The sequence below is a fragment of the Flavobacterium myungsuense genome, from assembly GCF_042677265.1.
Classification (GTDB): Bacteria; Bacteroidota; Bacteroidia; order Flavobacteriales; family Flavobacteriaceae; genus Flavobacterium; species Flavobacterium myungsuense.
In genome coordinates this window covers 233,574-256,166 of record NZ_JBHTIZ010000005.1, presented here as the reverse complement: position 1 = coordinate 256,166, position 22,593 = coordinate 233,574, and the positions used below count along the sequence as shown (strand labels likewise).

Sequence of the window (22,593 nt, the reverse complement as noted above, 5' to 3'; positions counted from 1 at the left end):
ATAAAAGGTCGGATTTTTTTATTCCTATTTTACAATTCAAAAAATTAATAATCAAACCCTCCTACTCTTAAAAATATATTTTACTTTTGACCTATAAATACTAAATGATATGAATTCAAAAAATCCATTTTTAAATAATAAAATTTTTAGTTCAACCGCTTTATCTAAAAAAGAGGAAGTGCATACTGCAACTATTATAGACTACAATACTGAGATGACATTGTCAGGAACTATAAATAAAAGTTTTATTTTGTTCCTATTACTAAGCGCTTCAGCAATGGTAATTTGGTGGTTAACCTTCAACGGAATGAATCCATTAGTCCCAGCAATTTCAGGAGCTGTTGTAGGTTTTGTTTTGGTTTTAATATCGATATTTAAGCCTCAATACTCCAGTTATTTGGCTCCCGCTTATGCCTTGTTTGAAGGTTTGTTTATAGGAGGAATATCAGCCATTTTTGAAATCAAATATCCTGGAATTGTAATAGAAGCTGTGGCTGCTACATTAGTTACTTTCGTAGTTTGTTTGCTTTTATACAAATATAAAATTGTACAAGTTACTGAACAGTTCAAATCGGTTGTTGTGGCTGCGACATTAGCCATAGCTACTTATTATTTAATATCGTGGTTGTTTTCTATGTTTACGAGCTTTGTACCTGTACATCATGGAAGTTCCTTAATGAGCATAGGAATTAGTGTTTTTGTTATTGTAATTGCTGCATTAAACCTATTTTTAGATTTTGATGAAATTGAAAATGGTGTGCAAAGAAAACTTCCAAAATATATGGAATGGTTTGGAGCAATGGGATTAATGATCACTTTAGTATGGTTGTATATAGAATTTTTACGATTATTATCTAAACTCTATAGTAGAGATTAATATAGAAGTCGATAAAACTGCTTTATAAAAATAAAAAACCCTTTGAATTTATTTTCAAAGGGTTTTTCGTTTATTAAGAATTATACTTTAAGCTGCTTTTTCAAAAGCAATAAAGTTGCATAGCTCGCCTTTTTCGTCAAAAATTGGAAATCCTTTTATTTTACAAATATATGTTTCGCCATTCTTTTTGTAGTTTAAAACCGTTTTCTCGAATGGGATTTTCTGATTAACCGCTTCTCTAATTTCATTTGACGTTTTTAAACACGTTTCTTTTCCGTGAAACATTTTAGGACTTTTCCCTAAAACATCATCTTCATGATACCCATTCATTTTAGATAAGTTGGAAGAAGCAAAAATTATTGACAACTTGTAATCGGTAACAATAATAACTTCATCTTTTAAAATTGTTGATAAATCCCAATCCTCTTTTACCCACTTTGTTTTTAAAGCTATTGCATTTATTTTATTTACATCTAAAAAACTAGACGTTATATGGTCTAATAAAATATGATTAAACTCCCAAGAAACAACTGGAACTGTCTTTATAGTAAGACTTTCATGATATTTAGCAATTGCTTCGTCATATTGTTTTAATGTTGGCATAATTCTCTAATTTTTTGCAAATATAAATGTTAAATAAAACTTTGCTTAAAAAATCTGCTTTTTAACTCTTGTTCAACCAACATTAAAATCGCTAAAAATCAAATTTTAATTGTACAACTATTTGTTTCTTTATTTCTGTATTTAAATTATTAAGCGAAATTCCCAGTAACCGAACCGAGTTTTTCATGCGCTCTTGATACAATAATTCATTTGCTGTTTCAAACAACAACGCTTTATCTGAAATAAAGTAGGGCAAAGTTTTACTCCTTGTTTGCTGTGAAAAATCGCTGTATTTAATTTTCAAAGTAACTGTTTTACCTGCTATTTTGTGTTTTTTTAATCGCCTTTCAAGCTGCTCTGCAATGCTTCGAAGCGGTTCTTCCATAAATACTTCGGAAGATAAATTTTCATTAAATGTATGCTCAGCAGCAACCGATTTTGTAATTCTATCTGATTTTACCGCACTATTATGTATTCCTCTAACCACGTTAAAGTAAAAATTACCAGATTTAGCACCAAAATGGGTTTCTAAAAATTCAAGTGATTTATTTTTTAAATCCAATCCTGTAAAAACGCCCAATTGATACATTCTTTCAGTTGTAACTTTGCCCACACCATAAAACTTTCGGATAGGCAATTCTTCTAAAAACGAAAAAACATCTTCAGGATTAACTGTTTTTTGACCGTTTGGTTTATTATAATCGCTTGCCACTTTAGCAATAAACTTGTTAATTGAAATTCCAGCAGAGGCAGTCAAACCAATCTCATTAAAGATTCTTTGTCTTATTTCTTTTGCAATAAGTGTTGCACTTGGATTTCCTTTCTTGTTTTCGGTTACATCAAGATAAGCTTCGTCTAATGAAAGCGGTTCTACAAGATCTGTATAGTCATAAAATATATTTCTAATTTTATTCGATATTTCTTTGTAACGATCAAATCTAGGCTTTACGAAAATTAATTCTGGGCAATATTTCTTAGCTAAAACTCCGCTTAAAGCACTTCGGACTCCAAATTTTCTCGCTTCATAACTTGCCGCTGAAACCACGCCTCTTATCTCATTACCGCCTACAGCTATTGGCTTTCCCCTTAATTCAGGACAATCCATTTGTTCAACAGATGCATAAAAAGCATCCATATCAATATGAATAATTTTTCGGCTTTGTTGAACTTCTTGCATAATACAAATTTAGAAACAGATTCTGAAAATAAATTAGATTACAGCAAATAAAAATAATTATAATATCTTTGATACTAACCCAGTATTAAAAAAACTTATGGTCGAAATAGAACGAAAATTCCTAGTCACTTCAGAAGATTTTAAAAAAGAAGCTTTTGCCAAACATCAAATTGCACAGGGTTATTTAAATTCGAATCCTGATAGAACCGTTCGTATTCGTATAAAAGGAGAAAGCGGATTTCTAACGATTAAAGGTATAAACAATGACTCGGGAACAACTCGCTTTGAATGGGAAACCGAAATTGCATTAATGGAAGCTAAACCATTACTAGATCTTTGCGAAAAAGGAATACTATTGAAAACGAGATACGAAATTCAGGTTGGTAAGCATGTTTATGAAGTAGATGTGTTTCATGGTGAAAATGAAGGCTTGATTATTGCTGAAATAGAACTGTCGTCAGAACAAGAAGTTTTTGAAAAACCAAATTGGTTGGGTAAAGAAGTGACTGGTGACAATCGGTATTACAATTCGTATATTAGTCAAAAACCATTTTCAGCATGGTAAATACTAATTGGCTACTTCAATTTTAACTTTAAAAGTGCCACTGCTTTTGTTTGATGTAATCTCCATAAAAGCTTTTTTTGTCAAATCGATTTCTCTACCTCTAGAAAAAGGACCTCTATCAGTAACTTCAACAATAATTGATTTTCCGTTAGCTTCATTGGTTATCCTTAACTTGGTTCCGAAAGGCAATTTTCTATGAGCAGCTGTATATTTTGTATTGTCGAATTTTTTACCGCTAGCCGTTCTTCGTCCGTTAAATTTATTTGCATAATAGGAAGCATAAACATTGCTTTTATAAGGTTTAAAAACACCCTTAACCACTATCATCGAATCGTTAAAAACAATTTCTGGCTCAATAGTCGTTTTGTCTTTTTTTAAAGTATCTTTTTGAACAACTGCTTTCGCTTTGTCTTTGGTTTGAATTTGACTGCTAACCAAACCTATTATAGCTATTAATAAAAATAGTGTTATTGCTTTTTTCATTTGAAACTTTATTAGTTACATTCTGATTTAAAAACAGAATATTGGTAAAAAAAGCCCTTTTCAGGACTCTCTATTTCTAGTTTTTAAACCATAGCGACCATGGAATTCTACTCAATATCAATAAAAAACCTATGCCATAAAAAACTGCTATAGCTTTAAATTTAGCAGAAGATTCAGTAGCTTTTTTATGTTTTGACCATCCTACAGTAATTAAAATAATTCCTATGATATTTATTAATGGATGTTCTAAAGACGTTAATCTTAAGGCACTGTCACTCATTTGACCAAGAGATGCTTTACCTAGTGGTGAAATAAAATATAAAATTAAACCAATCAATAATTGAACATGAACTCCTATTAAAGCAAATAGTGCTATTTTTCTGTCTGTAGAGGTAAACTCTTTTTTTGATGATAAACCAAATATAGTATTTACAATTGCTATAAGTAAAAACAACAAAGCTAAATAAGCCCAGCCAGAATGGAATTTTTGAATGAATGTGTACATATTTTTTATTTTTTTGGAAATCAAATATAAGAAAAAAAGTATAAAAAAACCCCAAATTAATTTGAGGTTTGTAATTAAATTAACATGAATTTATTTATTCTTCAAAAAATGGGACAATAAAAATGTGGTTGAACTGTCGTGATTATTGATTTTCTCAGCTTCAATTTCATTTAAAATAGAAGTTGCCAATTGTTTACCTAACTCTACTCCCCACTGATCATAGCTAAAAATATTCCAGATTATACCTTGAACAAAAATCTTATGTTCATACAAAGCCACTAGTGAACCTAAGTTTTCAGGAGTTAGTTGTTGAATTAACAATGTATTAGTAGGTTTGTTACCTGTAAATACTTTAAAAGGCAGTAAATAGGCTGCTTTTTCAGGAGAAACTCCTTGTTTGTCAAATTCAGCTTGTACTTGAGCAGCAGTTTTACCGTTTAATAATGCCTCAGTTTGGGCGAAAAAGTTTGACATTAATTTATCATGATGATCTTTATCTCCGTATAACGGTTTTACAAACCCAATAAAATCAGTAGGAATTAGTTTTGTACCTTGATGAATCAATTGAAAAAAAGCATGTTGCGAATTAGTTCCTGGTTCTCCCCAAATAATAGTTCCTGTTTGATAGTTAACAGGCTTACCGTCTCGTCCTACACTTTTCCCGTTGCTCTCCATTATTCCTTGTTGCAAATAAGGTGCTAATTTTTGTAAATATTGTGTATAAGGAATAAGCGCTTCGCTTTCTGCTCCAAAAAAATTGTTATACCAAATGCTTAATAACGCCAAAACTACAGGAATGTTTTTATCAAAAGATTCGTTTTTAAAATGGTCATCCATTTGATTGGCTCCTTTTAATAATTTGTCAAAATTATCGAAACCTACCGCTAAACTTATTGATAAACCAACGGCACTCCAAAGTGAAAAACGTCCTCCGACCCAATCCCACATTGGAAAAACATTATTTTCATTAATTCCAAATTCAGTAACCTTTTTAATGTTGGTAGAAACCGCTACAAAATGTTTAGCAACATCTTCTTGACTTGCCGATTGTAAAAACCATTTTCTAATTGTTTCAGAATTGGTTAATGTTTCTTGTGTTGTAAATGTTTTAGAAACAATTACAAAAAGAGTCGTTTCTGGATTCAATTTTTTAATAACTTCATGTACATGATCACCATCTACATTTGAAACAAAATGAATATTTAATTGATTTTTATAAAATTGTAAGGCTTCAACAACCATTGCCGGTCCTAAATCTGAGCCACCAATTCCTATGTTTACCACATCTGTAAAGACTTTTTCAGTATATCCTTTTCTAACCCCGTTTACAACTTCATTCGTGAAGTTTTTTATTTTATTTTTTACTTCAAAAATTTCAGGAATTACATTTTCACCTTCAACTTTTATGTTTGCCGATGCTGGAGAACGTAATGCTGTATGTAAAACAGCTCTGTTTTCGGTTTGATTGATGGTGTCTCCTTCAAAATATTTAGTGATTGCATCTTTCAATTGGGTTTCGTTTGCCAATTCTAGCAACAAATTTATCGTTTCTTGATTGATAATGTTTTTCGAATAATCTACTAAAAAATCATTCCATTGTATATGAAACTGAGAAGCTCTAGTAGCATCGTCTTTAAACATGGTAACCATTGAGGCATTTTGTAATGTTTCAAAATGATTTTGAAGTTTTTTCCAAGATGCTGTATTTGTTGGGTTTGTAGTATTTAGTGCCATTGTTGTTTTTGTTTTTGAGGTGCAAATTTACGCTATTTGTTTGAAAATTTAATAGTACGATTAAATTGCTATGCTTACTTTTTGTTTTTTAATCTAGAAACACTGTCTAATTCACGTTTTAATGGTTTCATAAAAGTCATAAATCGAGGTAAGTTACTTTTATCCATGGGTTCAGAGTTTGGAAGCTTTAATCTCAATGCATCTACTTGAACGCCATTTTTCCAGAAACGATAACAAACATGCGGACCCGTTGCAAGTCCTGTGCTTCCAACTTTTCCAATAATATCTCCTTGATTGACTCTTTGTCCTCTTCGAGCCAAAATTTTAGACATGTGTAAATATTGAGTCGAATACGTTCGGTCGTGTTTTACTTTAACAAAATTGCCATTTCCTGCTGTAAACCCTGTTTGCTCAACCACTCCAGATGCCGTAGTCATAATTGGAGTTCCTGTGGGAGCGGCATAATCGGTTCCTTTATGGGCTTTCCATATTAATTGAACGGGATGAAAACGGTTTTTGGCAAAACGTGAAGTTATGTTTACAAATTTAAGTGGTGCTTTTAGAAAGAAATTCTTTAATGCTTTTCCTTCTTCGTCATAATAATCGAGTTTTCCGGAAGCTTCATTTTGAGCAAAAGGAAAAGCATAAATAGTTTTTCCTTTGTATTCAAAGAAAGCCGCTTTTAAACTGTCAACACCGTCATAAATGGTGTCATCAATATACCGTTCAGTAAATGTAACTGCGAATTTATCGCCTTTTTTAAGTTTAAAAAAATCGATAGACCAGGCGTATACTTTTGTTAATTTATTGGCTAATGAAGCGTCAACACCTTCTTTATTTAAAGCTTCAGATAATGAACCGTCTAAACTTCCAGCGATAGTTCGAGTTTTGATTTTAATTGGTCTAATTTTTTTATAAACAGATATAGAATCTCTTAAATCGACCACGTAATAACTACCTTGATCTGCCTGATAAACAAAAGCTTGAAGTTTTTTATATCGGTCTTTTGTTCTAAAAAGTGTAAATGGTTTGCCAATTCGCATAATTCTGACATCAAAAGTATCTTTTACTTTTGCAACGATATCATAAACTAAATTATCATTTAAATTTTGATTATCGAGTAGGCTACCGAAAGTATCTCCTGATTGAATGGTATCATTTACTACATTAAAATCGTTATATTTAAATCCAAATTTTTCAATAATTGCTTTTGGTTTTTCAACGGTTTCGATTATTTCTTCATTTACATTATTGCAAGAAAGTATAATAAAAAGGAAGGATATGAGTAGGAATACTTTTTTCAAAAGTTGTTTTTTTGAGAATTGACTGAATTTTTAATGCTTTGCTTTTACTTTAAAAGAATATTTAAGCCCTTTAAACGCGTCTAAGTCAGCTTTTATAGAACCGACAGCTAGACTGGCTTTTATACTTAACGGAATTTTATTATCATCGTCTGAAATCCAAACGGTTAAACTTTCTTCTTCTTTAAAAACGCGCCCTGACTGCACTAGTGGTCTAAATATCATAGTTGGAACTATCCCAAATTTAGTTTCTAAATCCTCTTTACCAATAAATTTTAACTTAAATTTTGTAGTTTCATTATCAAAAAACATGTCAACGGTAATTGATTCGCCTACTTTAAGTTTGTCTATCGTAGGATGATTTCTTAGGTAATAAAAAGTCGATACAATGTCCTGGGTGTTTTCTGGAATTAAAAAAGTATTTTCAGATTTGTTTTTATAATCCTTAACAAAAATCTTGTTATCTGATTGATTGAAAAATCCTTCTTGATTTTTTTTATACCCTCCTTCATCTATTTTTCTAACAAACTGATAAGGCTTACCTGTTTCTTTATCAAAATAACTCTCATAATTATCCTCTACTTTAAAGAAAAAACGAGACATTCCGGTCGTGTAGCCTTTCCCAATGGCATGATATACTTTTTTATTGTTTTTGGTTGCTTCTTGTACTTCTAGCGTTGCATAGCCTGCATTGAATAAACCATAATGCACTCTAAATTTAAACCATTCTCCAGAATCAAAAGCTCTTTCTTTTTGAGAACTAAACCCAAGTGTTGAAATAACAAATACTACTATAATTATTTTTTTCATTCTTCTTTTATTTGATATAGCAGCAAAATACAATATTCGTTCCAAATATATTAAAACAAAAAAACCCAGTCAAATAATGACTGAGTTTTTATGCTATTAACCAACCAAAAAAACTATAAATTATGAAAATTTATATAAAATATAAGGAAACCACTCCGTCTATTTTGTTTAGCAAATATAATTACTTTTATTGAATAATTTTCAATGAAAATTCAACTTTAACATTAATTATTCTGTTTTAATGCGACTACAACGTTATATTGTGATAATTATGTAAAAATTTTAACAATTAATTTGCGATGTTGTTGGATTTTCTTGTAGCTTTTTTACAATTAAAAATAGACTTAACGTCTCTTCAATAGGTTTATTTAAAGTATAAAAACAAGAAAGGCATTAAAAAATGAAAATTCAATTTTTAATGCCTTTAAAAGTATTGTGAAATAGATTTTATCTTACTTTTTTAAAACTATACGCATAAATTAGTGTGTGAACGGCCGCAAACAGTAAAGAAAAGTAGAATAAGAAATGGTCGTCAATATTTGGATCGTTGTGGTGAATAAAAGCAATTACAATTAATGCTAATACCATACCTAAACCAGAACCAGCAACGGTTTTGTAACTTTTTAAACTAAACTGCCCTTTGTTTAAAATACTGTTTTTCATACCGTAGAATAAATATAAATCAAATCCTATCATCATCCAAACGATAAGTCTAATCCAAGTGTCTAGTGGTAAAAACACCATCATAAATAAACAGACAAAAATACCCGCAATTGGAACAAAAGGAACTAGTGGCGTTCTAAAAGCTCTTGGTACTTCTGGCATTTTCTTACGCATAATCAATACTCCTACACACACTAAAATAAAGGCAAACAATGTTCCTATACTAGTCATTTCGCCAACTACTCTTGCAGGAACAAATGCTGCAAAAAGACTTACAATAATCATGAATAAAAGATTGTTTTTAGCTGGAGTTCTAAATTTTGAATGGACTTCTGAAAACACTTTTGGCATTAAACCATCCTTACTCATAGAGAAAAACACTCTGCTTTGACCCATTAACATCACTAAAATAACCGAAGCATATCCTCCTAATATTGCTAAAAGAATTGCATTGTTTAACCAAGGATAGGCAGGAGTAATCATTCCGTCAGCACCAGCAGTTCCCATAGCTTCTACAGCAATTGCTACAGGAGCAATTCCGTCTTTACCTGCAAATGCTTGATAATTGACAACGCCCGTCATAACGTGTGCAAAAAGGATGTATAATACTGTACAAATTCCTAATGAAAGTAGTATTCCTATTGGCATATCTCTTTTTGGGTTTTTTGCTTCTTGTGCAGCGGTTGATACGGCATCAAAACCAATGTATGCAAAAAACACGATTGCCGCTGCTCTGATTATTCCTGAGAAACCAAATTCTCCAAATTTACCTGTATTTTCAGGAATATAGGGCGTATAATTTTCTGGTCTAATGTATTGCCAACCAACAGCAATAAAAACCAAAACAACAGTCACTTTTAACAACACTATTATTCCGTTTATAAATGCTGATTCGCGAGTTCCTCGCATTAAAATTAGAGACATTACCATAACAATAAATACTGCCGGAAGATTTATAATCCCACCTTCAAACGGAGATAATGTATAGGATTCATCTAAATGTATGCCATAGCTACCTAAAAATTTTCCTAAATATCTAGACCAACTTATGGAAACAGTAGCGGCTCCGACTGCATATTCTAATACTAAATCCCAACCTATAATCCAGGCTACAAATTCTCCCATAGTAGCAAAAGAATAGGTATATGCGCTACCAGCAACAGGAATCATTGACGAAAATTCAGCATAGCACAATCCTGCAAAGATGCAACCAAAAGCAGCCACGAGAAATGATATTGTTATGGCTGGCCCTGCATTCATTGAAGCTGCTAAACCCGTAATTGAGAATAAACCTGCTCCAATAATTGCTCCTATTCCAAGGGCTACCAATCCTGGTGCGGTTAATGTTTTCTTTAACCCTTTTTCAGATTCTGAAGCTTCATTTAATAATTGTGATAAGGGTTTTCTTTTCCAAATAGACATGTGTTTCCTACTTTAAATTTGTTTTAAAAATCAAATATATTGTTTTTTAAACAATATTTTACAAAAAACATTAAAACCAAAAGCCAACATTAAACCAAGCAAAAGTTCTGTTGGTTTCTGGAGACCAACTGTATTTAATTTCTATAGGACCAATAATAGTCTCTAAACCATAACCTAAAGCATAACCTGAATATTTAGGTTTAGAAATCCAATCTGTAGTATCAAAGAGATTGTCTTGAACATTTGCATAGTTTGCAGTTAAATTCAAATGGTTTTTTTTGTAAAATTCGTAGTCAAAAGTAATTGACGATTTTATATAACTATCTGCTGCAATAGTTAAAAAATCATAGCCATAAAAATGCTTAAAATTATTTATGGTATTAAAACCATAACCTCCAAGAACAAAGTTAAAAAAAGGGATCGTGTTTTCACCAATATCAAATCCTGCTTCGTTACGGAAATTGATGGCTACTTTGTTAGTGATTTTTCTAGCAAAACCTACTTCTCCTTTTGCAATTGAAAATCTATTAAAATTGTTGTTGTAATCTGACGAATACGCATAATATTGAAAATCTCCTGTGAGATACCATCCTGTTTTTGGAAAATATTTATTGTCTAAAGAATCAAATTTCAAATATCCAAAAAGACTTAAATAATTACTGTTTTCGAAAACGGGTTTAATAAAATCAATGGTTTTTGAATCAATTCTAAGATGTTTAAATTCTAATCCAGCTCCAACTATGAATTTTTGAGCAAAAATAGTTTGAGCATATGCTTGATTAGAAAAATCAGAAAAGTCAATATTTATAGTATTAATTCCTTGTTGGTTTAATATGTCACCATTATTAAAATCAAATTTTGTGTTAGAATTAAAAGTGTTTAGATGTGATTTAAATCCAAAACTCCAATAAAACCCATTGTCTATATAATAATCGAAATTGTATCTTATATTATCTCCTAAAATAATATCTAATGACGTAACATCGTTTTTTACAAAAGCTTTCTTTTGGGTCAGATTTACTAAAAATCCGCTTTTGTATAAATCATCATAATGCAACGCAAATTTTAAAAAGGTTTTATTTGAACTCTCTTTTAAATCTAAAACCAAATCATCATTATTTTTGTTATTTTCTAAAGTATAACTAACAGTACTAAAATTCTGAGTCGCTACAATATTATCTATTCCCTTTTTTAAATCTTCGTAAGTAATGTTTGATTTTTGTTTAAACCCAAGTTTTCCAATAATATATGATCTGGTATAGTTTTTTAAACGTTTAATTTGAATCGTATTAATTTGAATGCTATCTGAGCTTTTTGCAAGCCCTTTATTTAAATTCATTTCAGAAAAACTACCTAAAGCCTTTAATTTTTCATAAACTGAGAAAGCAGCTTCTTCGCCACTTTTTATAATTTCGGGTCCGTCTTCAAACGAAATAACTCCATATTTATCGGTGTCTGGTTTTATATAAATATCAGTTTCTTTTATCTTCAACTTCATTTTCTCAATAGATTGAAGATTTATAATTTGTGCCAAAATTTTTGTCGCCTCTTTTAGTTTATTTCTATCCAATAAATCATCCTGAACATCTACCCCTATTATAATATCAGCACCCATTTTTCGTACTTCTTCTATTGGATAATTATTTGTAACTCCTCCATCAACAAGAAGTTTACCATCAATGTCTACTGGAGCAAACAAAGTAGGAAAAGCAGCACTTGCCAGCATTGCTTTCGCTAAATAACCTTTGTTTAAAACTACTTCTTCTCCGTTTTCAATATTTGAGGCAATGCAAGTAAAAGCTATAGGAAGTTTGTTAAAATCGTTAACCTCACGTACGTTTTTAGTAAGCCTATTTAATAAATTATAATTGTAAATTCCTTTTGATAAAGCTGTTGGAATTGCAATTTTAAACTTATTGAACGGTAAAGCAAAAGCATATAACTCATCATTCTTTTTTTCATAAAAATTCTTTGAACTTCGCGGAATAAAATCATTTATTAAATTATCAAAATTAGTTTCCCTGAAAATAGAATCGAGCTGTTTTGCATTATAACCGCAAGCATACAAACCTCCAACTACAGCTCCCATGCTAGTTCCGCCAATATAATCTATTTTTACTCCTGCCTGTTCTAGCACTTTTAAAACACCAATATGTGCAAATCCTTTTGCGCCACCGCCGCTTAAAACCAATCCTATTTTAGGTTTTTTAAGCGTTTGTTCTTGCGAAAAACAATTTGTTAGAGTAATAAACACTATAAAAAATAAAAGAATTTTTTTCATATAGAATTTACAGATTAGTTGTTTTGTAAAAGTCGGTAATTTTTTTGGCTTTCGATGCACCAACAATGTCAGAAATCTCTTTTTCTGATGCTAATTTCAATCTTTTAACACTTTTGAAATGTTGTAGTAACACGAGCATCGTTTTTTCGCCAATTCCTGGAATCGCTTCAATAGAAGAATTTAAAGCGGCTTTGCTTCTTTTATCTCTGTGAAAGGTAATTCCAAAACGGTGTGCTTCGTTTCTAAGTTGTTGTATTACTTTTAAGGTTTCCGATTTTTTATCTAAATACAACGGAACTGAATCGCCTGGATAAAATAATTCTTCTAATCGTTTTGCAATACCTATAATGGCAATTTTTCCTCTTAATCCTAGTTCGTCAATACTTTTTAAAGCTGATGATAATTGTCCTTTTCCCCCATCAATAATTATTAATTGTGGTAATGGTTGTTGTTCGTCAAGCATGCGTTTGTACCTGCGATACACTACTTCTTCCATTGAAGCGAAATCGTTTGGTCCTTCAACAGTCTTAATATTAAAATGCCTATAGTCTTTTTTACTGGGTTTCCCGTCTTTAAAAACAACACAAGCAGCAACAGGATTGGTTCCTTGAATGTTCGAATTATCAAAACATTCGATGTGTCTTGGCTCGACTTGCAATCGTAAATCCTTTTGCATCTGCGCCATAATTCTATTGGTATGCCGGTCTGGGTCTACAATTTGTAATTGTTTGAGTTGCTCTATTCTATAAAACTTAGCATTACGAATAGACAACTCTAAAATTTGTTTTTTGTCTCCCAATTGCGGCACTGTAACCTTTATAGTTGAACCTAATGCAACTTCAAAAGGAACAATAACTTCTTTAGACACTAATTGAAAACGTTCTCTAAGTTCAATAATAGCGAGTTCTAACAGTTCTTCATCCGATTCATCGAGTTTCTTTTTAATTTCTAAAGTATGCGAACGAATTATTGAACCATGAGCAATTTGAAGAAAATTGACATAAGCAGCACTTTCGTCTGAAACAATAGAAAAAACATCAATATTTGTAATTTTAGGATTTACAATTGTAGAACGAGATTGGTATTTTTCTAAAGTTTCTATTTTTTCTTTTACTTTTTGAGCTTCTTCAAAATGCATTTTAGAGGCCAAGTCATTCATCAATTTTTTGAAATCTTTCATACTTTCTTTGAAATTCCCTTTCAAAATTTCGCGTATTGCATCTACTTGATTTTGATAGTTTTCTAGAGATTCATAGCCTTCGCATGGTCCTTTGCAATTGCCAATATGGTACTCGAGACAAACTTTAAATTTATGGTTTTCGATATTAGTTGCACTCAAATCAAAATTACAGGTTCGCAACGGATACAATTCTTTAATCAAATCTAAAATCGTTGAAACTGTTTTAAAACTAGTATAGGGTCCAAAATATTCTGAACCGTCTTTGACCATTTTCCTTGTGGGAAATATTCTAGAAAATGGTTCTTTTTTAATACAAATCCAAGGATAGGATTTGTCATCACGAAGCAAGACATTATAACGGGGTTGCAACGTTTTTATAAGATTGTTTTCCAGTAACAAAGCATCTGACTCTGTAGGAACAACAATGTGTTTTATGGTTACAATTTTCTTAACTAAAACATTCGTTTTAGCGGTGTCGTGAATTTTATTGAAATACGATGAAACTCTTTTCTTTAGATTTTTAGCTTTGCCAACGTAAAGAATTTTTTCTTCTTTATCGTAATACTGATAGACTCCGGGACTATCGGGGAGAGTTTGTATTTGAAGTTCTAGAGAAGGAGTAGTCATGGAAACAAAGTTAAGAGGATAATCATGAATTTCAAATGAGACTTTGCAAATTTAATTTTATAATTTTACTTCATGAATAAAAGCGATTTAAGAGTTACATATAAAGCATTAAGAAAGTCATTTTCTGAAAATGAAATTGAAGAAATGAGTTTGGCAATTGCCAATAAATTACTACGATTACCCACACTTCCTGACGGCAGGCAGGTTTGGGATAAAACCTATTTTCATGTTTTTTTACCCATTACCGAACAAAAAGAGGTAGATACAGAATATATATTGCATGTGTTATCAGGAAAAGACAAGGAAATTATAATTTCGAAATCTGATTTTAAAACATGCTGTATGACTCATTTCTTACTGACTGAAAATACTACAATAAAGAAAAATCAATACCATATTCCTGAACCTGTAGACGGAATTGAAGTTCCATCTCATAAAATTCAAGTAGTTTTTGTACCTCTTTTAGCTTTTGACACAAAAGGAAATCGGGTGGGTTACGGCAAAGGCTTTTATGACAAATTCTTATCGGAATGCAAACCGGAAGCCATTAAAATAGGGTTGTCTTTTTTTGAAGCAGAAGAAACAATTACTGATGTTTTTGAAAACGATGTAAAGCTAGATTATGTGGTAACACCAAATACTATTTACACTTTTAGCAGTAATTATTAGAAATTATTTAAGCGTTTTGATGATGAAATGCTTTTTTATTGAAGACAATTAAAATTCCAACTCCTGTAGAAATAGCCATATCGGCAACATTAAAAATGGCGTTAAAGAATTTAAAATCAGTTCCTCCCCAAAACGGCAACCAGCTAGGGAAAGTTCCGTCAATAATAGGAAAGTACAACATGTCGACCACTTTACCGTGAAAAACTTTTCCATACGGATTTTCAGAAAACAAAGTCGCTAAGTGGTTGTGGCTATCGTCAAAGATAATTCCGTAAAAAACAGAATCAATTATATTACCAAATGCACCAGCTAAAATTAAAGCAATGGCTACTATTAAATAATTGGATGCGTTTTTATGAGAAGCGTCCCAAAGCCAATATCCTATTGCGGTTACTGCTATTAATCTGAAAACCGTGAGAAACAATTTACCATAAGTTCCTGGTATCTCCGTTCCCCATGCCATTCCTTCGTTTTCTATAAAAAGAATTTTAAACCAATTGAAAACGTTGACTTCTTCTCCTAAAACAAAATTAGTTTTGATGTAAATTTTAGAAGCCTGATCTACAAGCAATATGATGAAAATTAGGAAATAAGCGTTTCGTAATGACATTGTATTAAATTTTTTAAGGCGCAAAATTACTGTTTTTTTCTAAAAAAAACGCTCCTACTGGAGCGTTAATTATTGTGTAACGAATTCTTATCGTTGTAAATTCTTAGCTTCAATACTCATCGTAGCGTGAGGAACAATCATCAGTCGTTCTTTGCTAATCAATTTGCCTGTTACTTTACAAACACCGTAAGTTTTGTTTTCTACACGGAAAAGTGCGTTTTTTAAATCGCGAATGAACTTTTCCTGACGAATAGCCAATTGTGAATTTGCCTCTTTAGACATCGTTTCACTTCCTTCTTCAAAAGCTTTAAAGGTAGGCGAAGTATCATCGGTACCGTTATTTAAGTCATTCATGTAAGCACTTTTTATCAAATCTAAATCGGCTTGTGCTTTACTAATTTTTTTTAGGATTAACTCTTTAAACTCAGCCAAATCTCCGTCTGAGTATCTTGCAATTTCATCTACCATGTTCTTGTTATTTTGTAATTAGTATTCTTGTTTTTATTTCGTCAAATTCTATTTCAATTCCATCTTTTACATTATCTTCAAAAAGTAATGTTTCTGTTAATGTTTCTGATTTGATGTAGTCTTCATTAGCTAAAACCGCTTTTTCTAAAACTTCGTTTTTCTGCAAGAGCACTTTAACCTTGTCTGTAACTTCAAATCCAGAATCTTTTCTGATGTTTTGAATTCTGTTTACTAGTTCTCTAGCAATACCCTCTTCTTTTAATTCCGAAGAAATGGTAATGTCTAACGCTACCGTAATTCCGTTAGAATTAGCCACCAGCCAGCCTTCGATATCTTGAGAAGAAATCTCGACATCATCTTGTGATAAAGTTATAGTATTTCCTGAGATTTCAATACTTAAGAACCCTAAAGTGTCTAATTGATTGATTTGTTCTGCAGTAAAGCTTTGTATCTGTTTGGAAATCAAACCCATATCTTTACCGAAACGCGGTCCTAAAGTCTTGAAATTCGGTTTGATTTGTTTTACCAAAATTCCTGATGCATCATCTAAAAGTACGATTTCCTTTACGTTTACTTCTGCTTTTATTAGGTCAGAAATGGCTTCAATTTCAGCACGTTGACTCTCGTCAAGTATCGGAATCATTACCTTTTGCAAAGGTTGACGCACCTTGATCATTTCCTTTTTTCTGAGAGATAAAACTAAGGAAGAAATAGTCTGCGCTTTTTGCATTTTGCTCTCTAAAGATTTATTAACAAAGTTTTCAACGTATTTTGGAAACTCCGCCAAATGTACACTGTCATAATTTTCTTCCCGAAACTTCGGGATTGTTGCTTGGGTTAAGTCTCTGTAAAGTTTGTCCATAAAGAACGGAGCTACAGGAGCACTTAGTTTACTTACAGTTAACAAACAGGTGTATAAGGTTTGATAGGCGGCTATTTTATCCTGCGCATACTCACCTTTCCAGAAACGACGACGACACAAACGAACATACCAATTGCTTAGGTTTTCCTGAACAAAATCAGAAATGGCACGTGTGGCTTTTGTAGGTTCATAATCGGCATAAGCCTCATCAACTACTTTTATCAAAGTATTCAATTCAGAAATAATCCATTGATCTATTTCTGGTCTTTCATTTAATGGAATTTCAGCTTCAGCATATTTAAAATTATCGATGTTTGCATACAATACAAAAAACGAATAGGTATTATACAAAGTCCCAAAAAATTTACGGCGAACCTCAGCTATTCCCTCTAAATCAAATTTTAAATTATCCCAAGGATTAGCGTTCGAAATCATGTACCAACGCGTGGCATCTGGTCCATATTCTAGCAATGTCTCAAAAGGGTCGGCTGCATTTCCTAATCGTTTTGACATTTTCTGCCCATTTTTATCTAAAACTAAACCATTTGAAACTACATTTTTATAGGCAACTCTGTCAAATACTAAAGTTCCAATAGCGTGTAAAGTATAAAACCAACCTCTTGTTTGATCTACTCCTTCTGCAATAAAATTAGCTGGAAAGTCTTTATTTTCGTCAATTTTGTCTTTGTTTTCAAAAGGATAGTGCCATTGTGCGTATGGCATTGCTCCAGAATCAAACCAAACATCAATTAGGTCGCTTTCGCGTTTCATTGGTTTTCCAGAAACAGAAACCAAAGTAATTTCATCGACTACGTTTTTATGCAAATCAATTAAATCATAGTTACTCTCGCTCATGTCTCCAATTTGAAAATTTTGAAAAGGATTTTCTTTTTGGTAACCGGCGGCGATAGATTTTTCGATTTCATTATATAATTCTTCAACAGAGCCAATCAAGATTTCTTCGGTTCCTTCTTCAGTTCTCCAAATTGGCAAAGGAATTCCCCAAAAACGAGAACGGGATAAGTTCCAATCATTGGCATTCTTCAACCAATTCCCGAAACGTCCTTCTCCAGTTGATTTTGGTTTCCAATTAATAGTTTCGTTTAGTTCGAACATTCTATCTCGAACTTCAGTTATTTTTATAAACCAAGAGTCTAAAGGATAATATAAAATTGGTGTGTCAGTTCTCCAACAATGTGGATAGCTGTGTACGTATTTTTCTACTTTAAAGGCTTTGTTTTCTTCTTTTAATCGTATAGCTATTTCAACATCGATAGAGCGTTCTGGTGCTTCGCCTTCAGTATAATATTCATTTTTTACATATTTATCTGAGAATTCTCCTAATTGATTTATAAATTTACCTTGTAAGTTTACCAATGGAACCGGATTTCCATTTTCGTCTAAAACCAACATTGGTGGCACTTCTGGAATGGCTTCTTTAGCTACTTTAGCATCATCGGCTCCAAAAGTTGGGGCGGTATGCACAATTCCTGTTCCGTCTTCAGTAGTAACAAAATCGCCTGATATTACTCGGAAAGCATTTTCTGGATTTTGATATGGCAAAGCCAATTTCATTAATTGTTCGTAACGAATTCCGACTAAATCCACTCCTTTACATTCAGCAATAATTTGATATGGAATTTTTCCTGCCTTGCCGGCAGGCAGGTTGTCGCCTTCTTTGAAGTTTTCGAAATCAGAAGCTTCAGTACTTTCAAAAAATCCTTTTCCGAATTGTTTTCCGACCAAATTCTTAGCCAAAATTACTTTCGTTGGTCTAAAAGTATATTGATTGAACGTTTCAACTAAAACATAATCAATTTTTGGACCAACGGTCAATGCCGTGTTGCTTGGTAAAGTCCAAGGTGTAGTTGTCCAAGCCAAAATGTAAATATCTCCAAATCCCTGAAGGAATTTTGGCAAAGTTTCGTTTAAAGCTTTAAATTGTGCCACAACCGTAGTGTCTGTAACATCTCTGTAACTTCCGGGTTGGTTCACTTCATGAGACGACAATCCTGTTCCCGCTTTTGGAGAATAGGGTTGAATGGTGTACCCTTTGTACATCAAATCCTTATTGTAGATTTGTTTTAACAACCACCAAACCGATTCCATGTATTTGGGTTTGTAGGTAACGTAAGGATCTTCCATATCGACCCAATAGCCCATTTTTTCAGTTAAATCATTCCACACATCGGTATAACGCATGACGGTTTTCTTACAGGCTTCGTTATATTCTTCGATAGAAATGGTTTTACCAATATCTTCTTTTGTAATACCTAATTCTTTTTCAGTACCAAGTTCTACAGGCAATCCGTGGGTATCCCAACCAGCTTTACGCTTCACTTGAAATCCTTTTTGAGTTTTATAACGGCAAAAAATATCTTTAATCGCTCGTGCCATGACGTGATGAATTCCAGGCAATCCATTGGCGGAAGGCGGACCTTCAAAAAACACGAATGGTGCTGCTCCTTCACGAGTAGTTATACTCTTCTCGAATATGTTCTCTTTTTTCCAAAAATCAAGAACTTCTGATGCTACTTTTGGTAAGTCAAGTCCTTTGTATTCAGTAAATTTTGTGCTCATTTTGTACTTTTCTTAATCGAGGTGCGAAAGTAAGGAATTTTGAGGAAAATAGATAAAAGATGATAGAAAAAAGAGAGTAGTCTGGAAATTTATAGTAAATTATGCAAAAACGATAGACTCTTTTAAAAATTTAAGAAAAAACCTCTTTTAAAACTTCCAAAGATTTGGGTCTTTTAAAACCATCGAGATGAAAACTGTAGTAATCGACTAGTATTTTCAGAACAATTTGCCTTTCTATGATGTGAAATGTTTTTTGACTGTTCTCGAATTTTAAATTAATTAGCTTTTTGAATAAATTACTTTCGTGTTCTGTTAATGAACTGATAGCATGAAAAGGGGTAAAAATGCCTTCTGTCATTTCGAAAAAAGGAAAATCTATGTTGGCAATATCTGGATAAAACCCGAGAAATCTTGTCATTTCTAAAAGCAAAATAAGATGAAAATCAGCAATGTCCTCATGGGTATCTAACCAATGTAAAGCCGTTTCTAAAAAGGTAAAAAGCGCCTCATTTTTTTCTTCTTCATGAATGGAGTGATGCAAAATTTCAGAAACAAACATGACAATTGTGCTTTTATAAATATCAGAATGTATCGATTGAAACGGAGATGCAATTTTTATTTCCTTGAAATTCTCTAAAGTGCCTTTGTTTTTATGAATGGCTTCGATTTCTAGAATACTTAACGGCTGGAAATAAGCAATTTTTTGATTGGCCTTTCTAGATGAAAAAGCATCCCGAACAAAATAGGATTTTAAACCATCAGATAAGGTAAAACATTTTACAATCAAGCTTTTTTCTTGATATTTTATAGAGGAAATGACGATGGCTTTGGTTTTTACTAGCAACTTTATAGTTTAATTTAAACTTTGAACTTACCTAATTATCATCACTTTCTTAACCTTAGTTTCTATTCCGTCTTGTGCAGAAATAAAAATCATATAAACGCCCGAAGCTACTTTGTATTTTCCGAAAGCGGTTGTGTCCCATTCTATTGTTCCTCCTTCAGATGTGGTTTCGTAAACTAAATTACCTTCTATATCGGCTATTTTAATGGTTGCTTTGTCTATTAATCCCGTAATCTTTACTGTTCCTGTAAACTCTGGGCGAACTGGATTTGGATATACATAAACATTATTAAGATTTTCATTGGCGTCAGTTGATGTCCCTTTATAAGAAACCATTCCTTTGGTAGTGGCAAAAAAAACTTCTCCTGTTTCTCCATTAATATCAATATCATTAATGGTATTGCTTGGCAAAGGTGAATTGTTAATCGTAAAATGATGAATGGTTTGCTGCCCATCTGATGACACTAGAAATACACCTGAATCTGCTGTCCCAATCCATTTGTTATTAGCTCCATCAACAACAATATCTGTAATTAATTGTTCGAACAATAATTCTTGAGCTAAATTTTCTTCAAGAATTATTATTGGAGCAGTGTTTAATTGATTGGTAGATAGGAAATTATCTACACTCGAAAGTACTCGCAATCCTTTTCGAGTTCCTATCCATAGCTGATTTCTGTTATCTATAGCAATTGCTTTAGCATCATTACTTGGAAGATTCCCAGCATCTAAACCTTCTTTTATTACTTTAAAAGTATTGTTGTAGCTTTCATTAAAACCAACCACCCCATCATTTAAAGTCGACATCCATTTCGTACCGTTTTTATCAATTACCATACTTCCAAAATTTAAAACTCCTGATGGTTTAACACTTTCTAAAGGATAAGATTGCCATTGCCCATTTGCTTTAAAAACTTTTAATCCTTTTTTGACTAAACTTGATGCAAGCCATAAGTTTCCCGCTTTATCAAAAGCAGCCCCATTAACTCTAACATCATCTGGAACTACTCCTACAATAGATGTTAATCCATCCGTTCCCGTGTTTTTAGCATTAAATAGTGTAGTTGGCACATCATTTTCTAATTTTAATAATCCCGAATACATTGAGCTAATAAAAACTTGATTTTCATTATTGGGGTTTATTGTAATTCTTGACAATGCTCTTGCTTCAGAAAGCTCTTCATAAGGAATTTCAAGCCAACTCTGTTTATTAAATTTACTAATACTAAATTTAGTTGGTCCAGAATAAAAATCATATGGATTATAAAATTGATTATAACCCCCATAAACTACCCATAAATTTTTTGTTTTAGCATTTATAGCAAAAACATCATTTCTTACTGGTCCTTCAGGCAAAATGTTTTCAAAAATTGATGTATCTAACTCCTTTCTAAAAATTCCGTTCTCTAAAGTTCCAATATAAATAGAACCGTTGCTTATTGTAGCACAAGTAAATTGAATTTTATCTATTTGTATTTGGCTGCTGTTGATATCGGCTATCTGAATTAAAGACGTATTATAAATATACACGTGATTTAATGTGGTAACAATTAAAAAACCTTCATTTTCTCTAAAGTCTAATGGTGTTTGTGAAAGTGATGTTATTGTTACAAAAGAATTTCCTTGCCATTTTTGCAAATTCCCTTGATTGGTTATAGATAATAAATTCGTTTCAAAAGTTTCAATTCCTGACCATCCAAAATCAGCTACAGTAGCCCATTGATTGTAATCATTTAAATTTGGATTGTTGATATCTGCCTTTCTTATTCCATTAAATTTTGTCGAAGCATAGATACTTCCCTCGTAAATTGTTGTTTGAGCAACTGAAATTTGAGCGCCAAAATCACCAATAAAATAAGTGTCTCCAAATAATAACGTTGATAAATTGTATTGAACGATTCCAAAATCACATGAAATATAAACGATTCCATTATACTCCATAAAATGATTTATTCTTTTAATATTTGATGGCAAAGCCCTATTAATTATGTCTACTACATTCAAAATACTCTTGTCCTTTTCGTTAATTACAATCATCAATCCGTTTTCATAACCTACTAAAGTTTTTTTGAAATTTGGACTATGGTAAATGGAACTTATAGTCTGTGCCGAAAGTCCGTCAACAGTATTTGTTGTGCTAATTTCACCAGAAATAGTGTTTTTATAAAATAAAGCATTCTCAGAAGCGACAAATAGTTTATCACCAGATTGGAATAAATCTTTAATTTCATTGTAAGAAAAATAACCTTTCCATAATGCAGAATTTTGCGAAAAGCTAAATGGCATTGAAAGTAAAAAAAAGAAAAAGAAACTGTATTTTTTCATTATGATT

18 protein-coding genes are annotated in these 22,593 nt (G+C 32.0%); 3 read left to right on the top strand and 15 right to left on the bottom strand.

Annotated features, from left to right (window positions below; all coding sequences use genetic code 11):
* Positions 1 to 109: 109 nt before the first annotated feature.
* On the top strand, positions 110 to 877 hold the full coding sequence (locus ACFQ0S_RS01580; RefSeq protein ID WP_379752512.1) for a Bax inhibitor-1/YccA family protein: 768 nt from the start codon (positions 110 to 112) through the stop codon (positions 875 to 877).
* A gap of 87 nt (positions 878 to 964) precedes the next feature.
* On the opposite strand, the gene ACFQ0S_RS01575 is transcribed toward ACFQ0S_RS01580, so the two are convergent.
* Both ACFQ0S_RS01575 and dinB read right to left on the bottom strand, forming a co-directional pair.
* Positions 965 to 1,480, bottom strand: coding sequence for a PAS domain-containing protein (locus ACFQ0S_RS01575; RefSeq protein ID WP_379752510.1), 516 nt, complete (start codon positions 1,478 to 1,480; stop codon positions 965 to 967).
* A gap of 91 nt (positions 1,481 to 1,571) precedes the next feature.
* The gene (gene dinB / locus ACFQ0S_RS01570; protein ID WP_379752508.1) at positions 1,572 to 2,657 is read right to left on the bottom strand and encodes a DNA polymerase IV; all 1,086 of its coding nucleotides are present in this window, start codon (positions 2,655 to 2,657) and stop codon (positions 1,572 to 1,574) included.
* A 97-nt stretch (positions 2,658 to 2,754) separates the two neighbouring features.
* Between dinB and ACFQ0S_RS01565 the strand changes: the two genes are divergently transcribed.
* A complete protein-coding gene (locus tag ACFQ0S_RS01565; RefSeq protein WP_379752506.1) occupies positions 2,755 to 3,222 on the top strand; it encodes a CYTH domain-containing protein in 468 nt (155 codons plus the stop codon).
* A gap of 3 nt (positions 3,223 to 3,225) precedes the next feature.
* Here ACFQ0S_RS01565 and ACFQ0S_RS01560 read toward each other — a convergent pair whose 3' ends face one another.
* The 8 genes from ACFQ0S_RS01560 to uvrC all read right to left on the bottom strand — a co-directional run bounded on the left by ACFQ0S_RS01560 (position 3,226) and on the right by uvrC (position 14,228).
* Positions 3,226 to 3,705, bottom strand: a complete 480-nt coding sequence (locus ACFQ0S_RS01560) for a septal ring lytic transglycosylase RlpA family protein (protein WP_379752504.1) — start codon at positions 3,703 to 3,705, stop codon at positions 3,226 to 3,228.
* A 76-nt stretch (positions 3,706 to 3,781) separates the two neighbouring features.
* Complete coding sequence (locus ACFQ0S_RS01555; protein WP_379752502.1) at positions 3,782 to 4,210, bottom strand: hypothetical protein; 429 nt, start codon at positions 4,208 to 4,210, stop codon at positions 3,782 to 3,784.
* Between the two features lie 90 nt (positions 4,211 to 4,300).
* Positions 4,301 to 5,944, bottom strand: a complete 1,644-nt coding sequence (gene pgi, locus ACFQ0S_RS01550) for a glucose-6-phosphate isomerase (protein ID WP_379752500.1) — start codon at positions 5,942 to 5,944, stop codon at positions 4,301 to 4,303.
* Between the two features lie 74 nt (positions 5,945 to 6,018).
* Entirely contained in the window at positions 6,019 to 7,248 is a 1,230-nt protein-coding gene (locus tag ACFQ0S_RS01545) for a M23 family metallopeptidase (protein WP_379752498.1), read from the bottom strand.
* Between the two features lie 30 nt (positions 7,249 to 7,278).
* Positions 7,279 to 8,055, bottom strand: a complete 777-nt coding sequence (locus ACFQ0S_RS01540) for a DUF3108 domain-containing protein (RefSeq protein ID WP_379752496.1) — start codon at positions 8,053 to 8,055, stop codon at positions 7,279 to 7,281.
* A gap of 447 nt (positions 8,056 to 8,502) precedes the next feature.
* Positions 8,503 to 10,140, bottom strand: a complete 1,638-nt coding sequence (locus tag ACFQ0S_RS01535; protein WP_379752494.1) for an amino acid permease — start codon at positions 10,138 to 10,140, stop codon at positions 8,503 to 8,505.
* Between the two features lie 70 nt (positions 10,141 to 10,210).
* Positions 10,211 to 12,421, bottom strand: coding sequence for a patatin-like phospholipase family protein (locus tag ACFQ0S_RS01530; protein WP_379752492.1), 2,211 nt, complete (start codon positions 12,419 to 12,421; stop codon positions 10,211 to 10,213).
* 7 nt (positions 12,422 to 12,428) lie between these two features.
* Positions 12,429 to 14,228 (bottom strand): excinuclease ABC subunit UvrC, encoded by a 1,800-nt coding sequence (uvrC, locus tag ACFQ0S_RS01525; protein WP_379752490.1) that lies wholly within the window; start codon positions 14,226 to 14,228, stop codon positions 12,429 to 12,431.
* 72 nt (positions 14,229 to 14,300) lie between these two features.
* Here uvrC and ACFQ0S_RS01520 point away from each other — a divergent pair, with 72 nt between their 5' ends.
* Positions 14,301 to 14,897: a 5-formyltetrahydrofolate cyclo-ligase gene (locus ACFQ0S_RS01520; protein WP_379752488.1), complete on the top strand. Its 597-nt coding sequence runs from the start codon at positions 14,301 to 14,303 to the stop codon at positions 14,895 to 14,897.
* A gap of 7 nt (positions 14,898 to 14,904) precedes the next feature.
* On the opposite strand, the gene ACFQ0S_RS01515 is transcribed toward ACFQ0S_RS01520, so the two are convergent.
* The 5 genes from ACFQ0S_RS01515 to porZ all read right to left on the bottom strand — a co-directional run bounded on the left by ACFQ0S_RS01515 (position 14,905) and on the right by porZ (position 22,586).
* Positions 14,905 to 15,507 carry a lipoprotein signal peptidase gene (locus ACFQ0S_RS01515; RefSeq protein WP_379752486.1) on the bottom strand — a complete coding sequence of 201 codons (603 nt, stop codon included), beginning with the start codon at positions 15,505 to 15,507 and terminating at the stop codon, positions 14,905 to 14,907.
* Between the two features lie 87 nt (positions 15,508 to 15,594).
* Positions 15,595 to 15,975 (bottom strand): TraR/DksA family transcriptional regulator, encoded by a 381-nt coding sequence (locus tag ACFQ0S_RS01510; RefSeq protein WP_151107181.1) that lies wholly within the window; start codon positions 15,973 to 15,975, stop codon positions 15,595 to 15,597.
* 7 nt (positions 15,976 to 15,982) lie between these two features.
* A complete protein-coding gene (gene ileS / locus ACFQ0S_RS01505) occupies positions 15,983 to 19,417 on the bottom strand; it encodes an isoleucine--tRNA ligase (protein WP_379752483.1) in 3,435 nt (1,144 codons plus the stop codon).
* A gap of 130 nt (positions 19,418 to 19,547) precedes the next feature.
* Complete coding sequence (recO, locus tag ACFQ0S_RS01500) at positions 19,548 to 20,261, bottom strand: DNA repair protein RecO (protein WP_379752481.1); 714 nt, start codon at positions 20,259 to 20,261, stop codon at positions 19,548 to 19,550.
* Positions 20,262 to 20,288: 27 nt separating this feature from the next.
* Entirely contained in the window at positions 20,289 to 22,586 is a 2,298-nt protein-coding gene (porZ, locus tag ACFQ0S_RS01495; protein WP_379752479.1) for a type IX secretion system anionic LPS delivery protein PorZ, read from the bottom strand.
* Positions 22,587 to 22,593: the final 7 nt, after the last annotated feature.

What these genes read in the sequence shown, in the direction of transcription:
- ACFQ0S_RS01510 (WP_151107181.1), bottom strand. Translation starts at nt 15,975, where the DNA reads ATGGTAGATGAAATTGCAAGATACTCAGACGGAGATTTGGCTGAGTTT.
- ACFQ0S_RS01530 (WP_379752492.1), bottom strand. Translation starts at nt 12,421, where the DNA reads ATGAAAAAAATTCTTTTATTTTTTATAGTGTTTATTACTCTAACAAAT.
- ACFQ0S_RS01515 (WP_379752486.1), bottom strand. Translation starts at nt 15,507, where the DNA reads ATGTCATTACGAAACGCTTATTTCCTAATTTTCATCATATTGCTTGTA.
- ACFQ0S_RS01560 (WP_379752504.1), bottom strand. Translation starts at nt 3,705, where the DNA reads ATGAAAAAAGCAATAACACTATTTTTATTAATAGCTATAATAGGTTTG.
- ACFQ0S_RS01555 (WP_379752502.1), bottom strand. Translation starts at nt 4,210, where the DNA reads ATGTACACATTCATTCAAAAATTCCATTCTGGCTGGGCTTATTTAGCT.
- uvrC (WP_379752490.1), bottom strand. Translation starts at nt 14,228, where the DNA reads ATGACTACTCCTTCTCTAGAACTTCAAATACAAACTCTCCCCGATAGT.
- pgi (WP_379752500.1), bottom strand. Translation starts at nt 5,944, where the DNA reads ATGGCACTAAATACTACAAACCCAACAAATACAGCATCTTGGAAAAAA.
- ACFQ0S_RS01565 (WP_379752506.1), top strand. Translation starts at nt 2,755, where the DNA reads ATGGTCGAAATAGAACGAAAATTCCTAGTCACTTCAGAAGATTTTAAA.
- porZ (WP_379752479.1), bottom strand. Translation starts at nt 22,586, where the DNA reads ATGAAAAAATACAGTTTCTTTTTCTTTTTTTTACTTTCAATGCCATTT.
- dinB (WP_379752508.1), bottom strand. Translation starts at nt 2,657, where the DNA reads ATGCAAGAAGTTCAACAAAGCCGAAAAATTATTCATATTGATATGGAT.
- ACFQ0S_RS01575 (WP_379752510.1), bottom strand. Translation starts at nt 1,480, where the DNA reads ATGCCAACATTAAAACAATATGACGAAGCAATTGCTAAATATCATGAA.
- ACFQ0S_RS01535 (WP_379752494.1), bottom strand. Translation starts at nt 10,140, where the DNA reads ATGTCTATTTGGAAAAGAAAACCCTTATCACAATTATTAAATGAAGCT.
- ACFQ0S_RS01540 (WP_379752496.1), bottom strand. Translation starts at nt 8,055, where the DNA reads ATGAAAAAAATAATTATAGTAGTATTTGTTATTTCAACACTTGGGTTT.
- ileS (WP_379752483.1), bottom strand. Translation starts at nt 19,417, where the DNA reads ATGAGCACAAAATTTACTGAATACAAAGGACTTGACTTACCAAAAGTA.
- ACFQ0S_RS01580 (WP_379752512.1), top strand. Translation starts at nt 110, where the DNA reads ATGAATTCAAAAAATCCATTTTTAAATAATAAAATTTTTAGTTCAACC.
- ACFQ0S_RS01520 (WP_379752488.1), top strand. Translation starts at nt 14,301, where the DNA reads ATGAATAAAAGCGATTTAAGAGTTACATATAAAGCATTAAGAAAGTCA.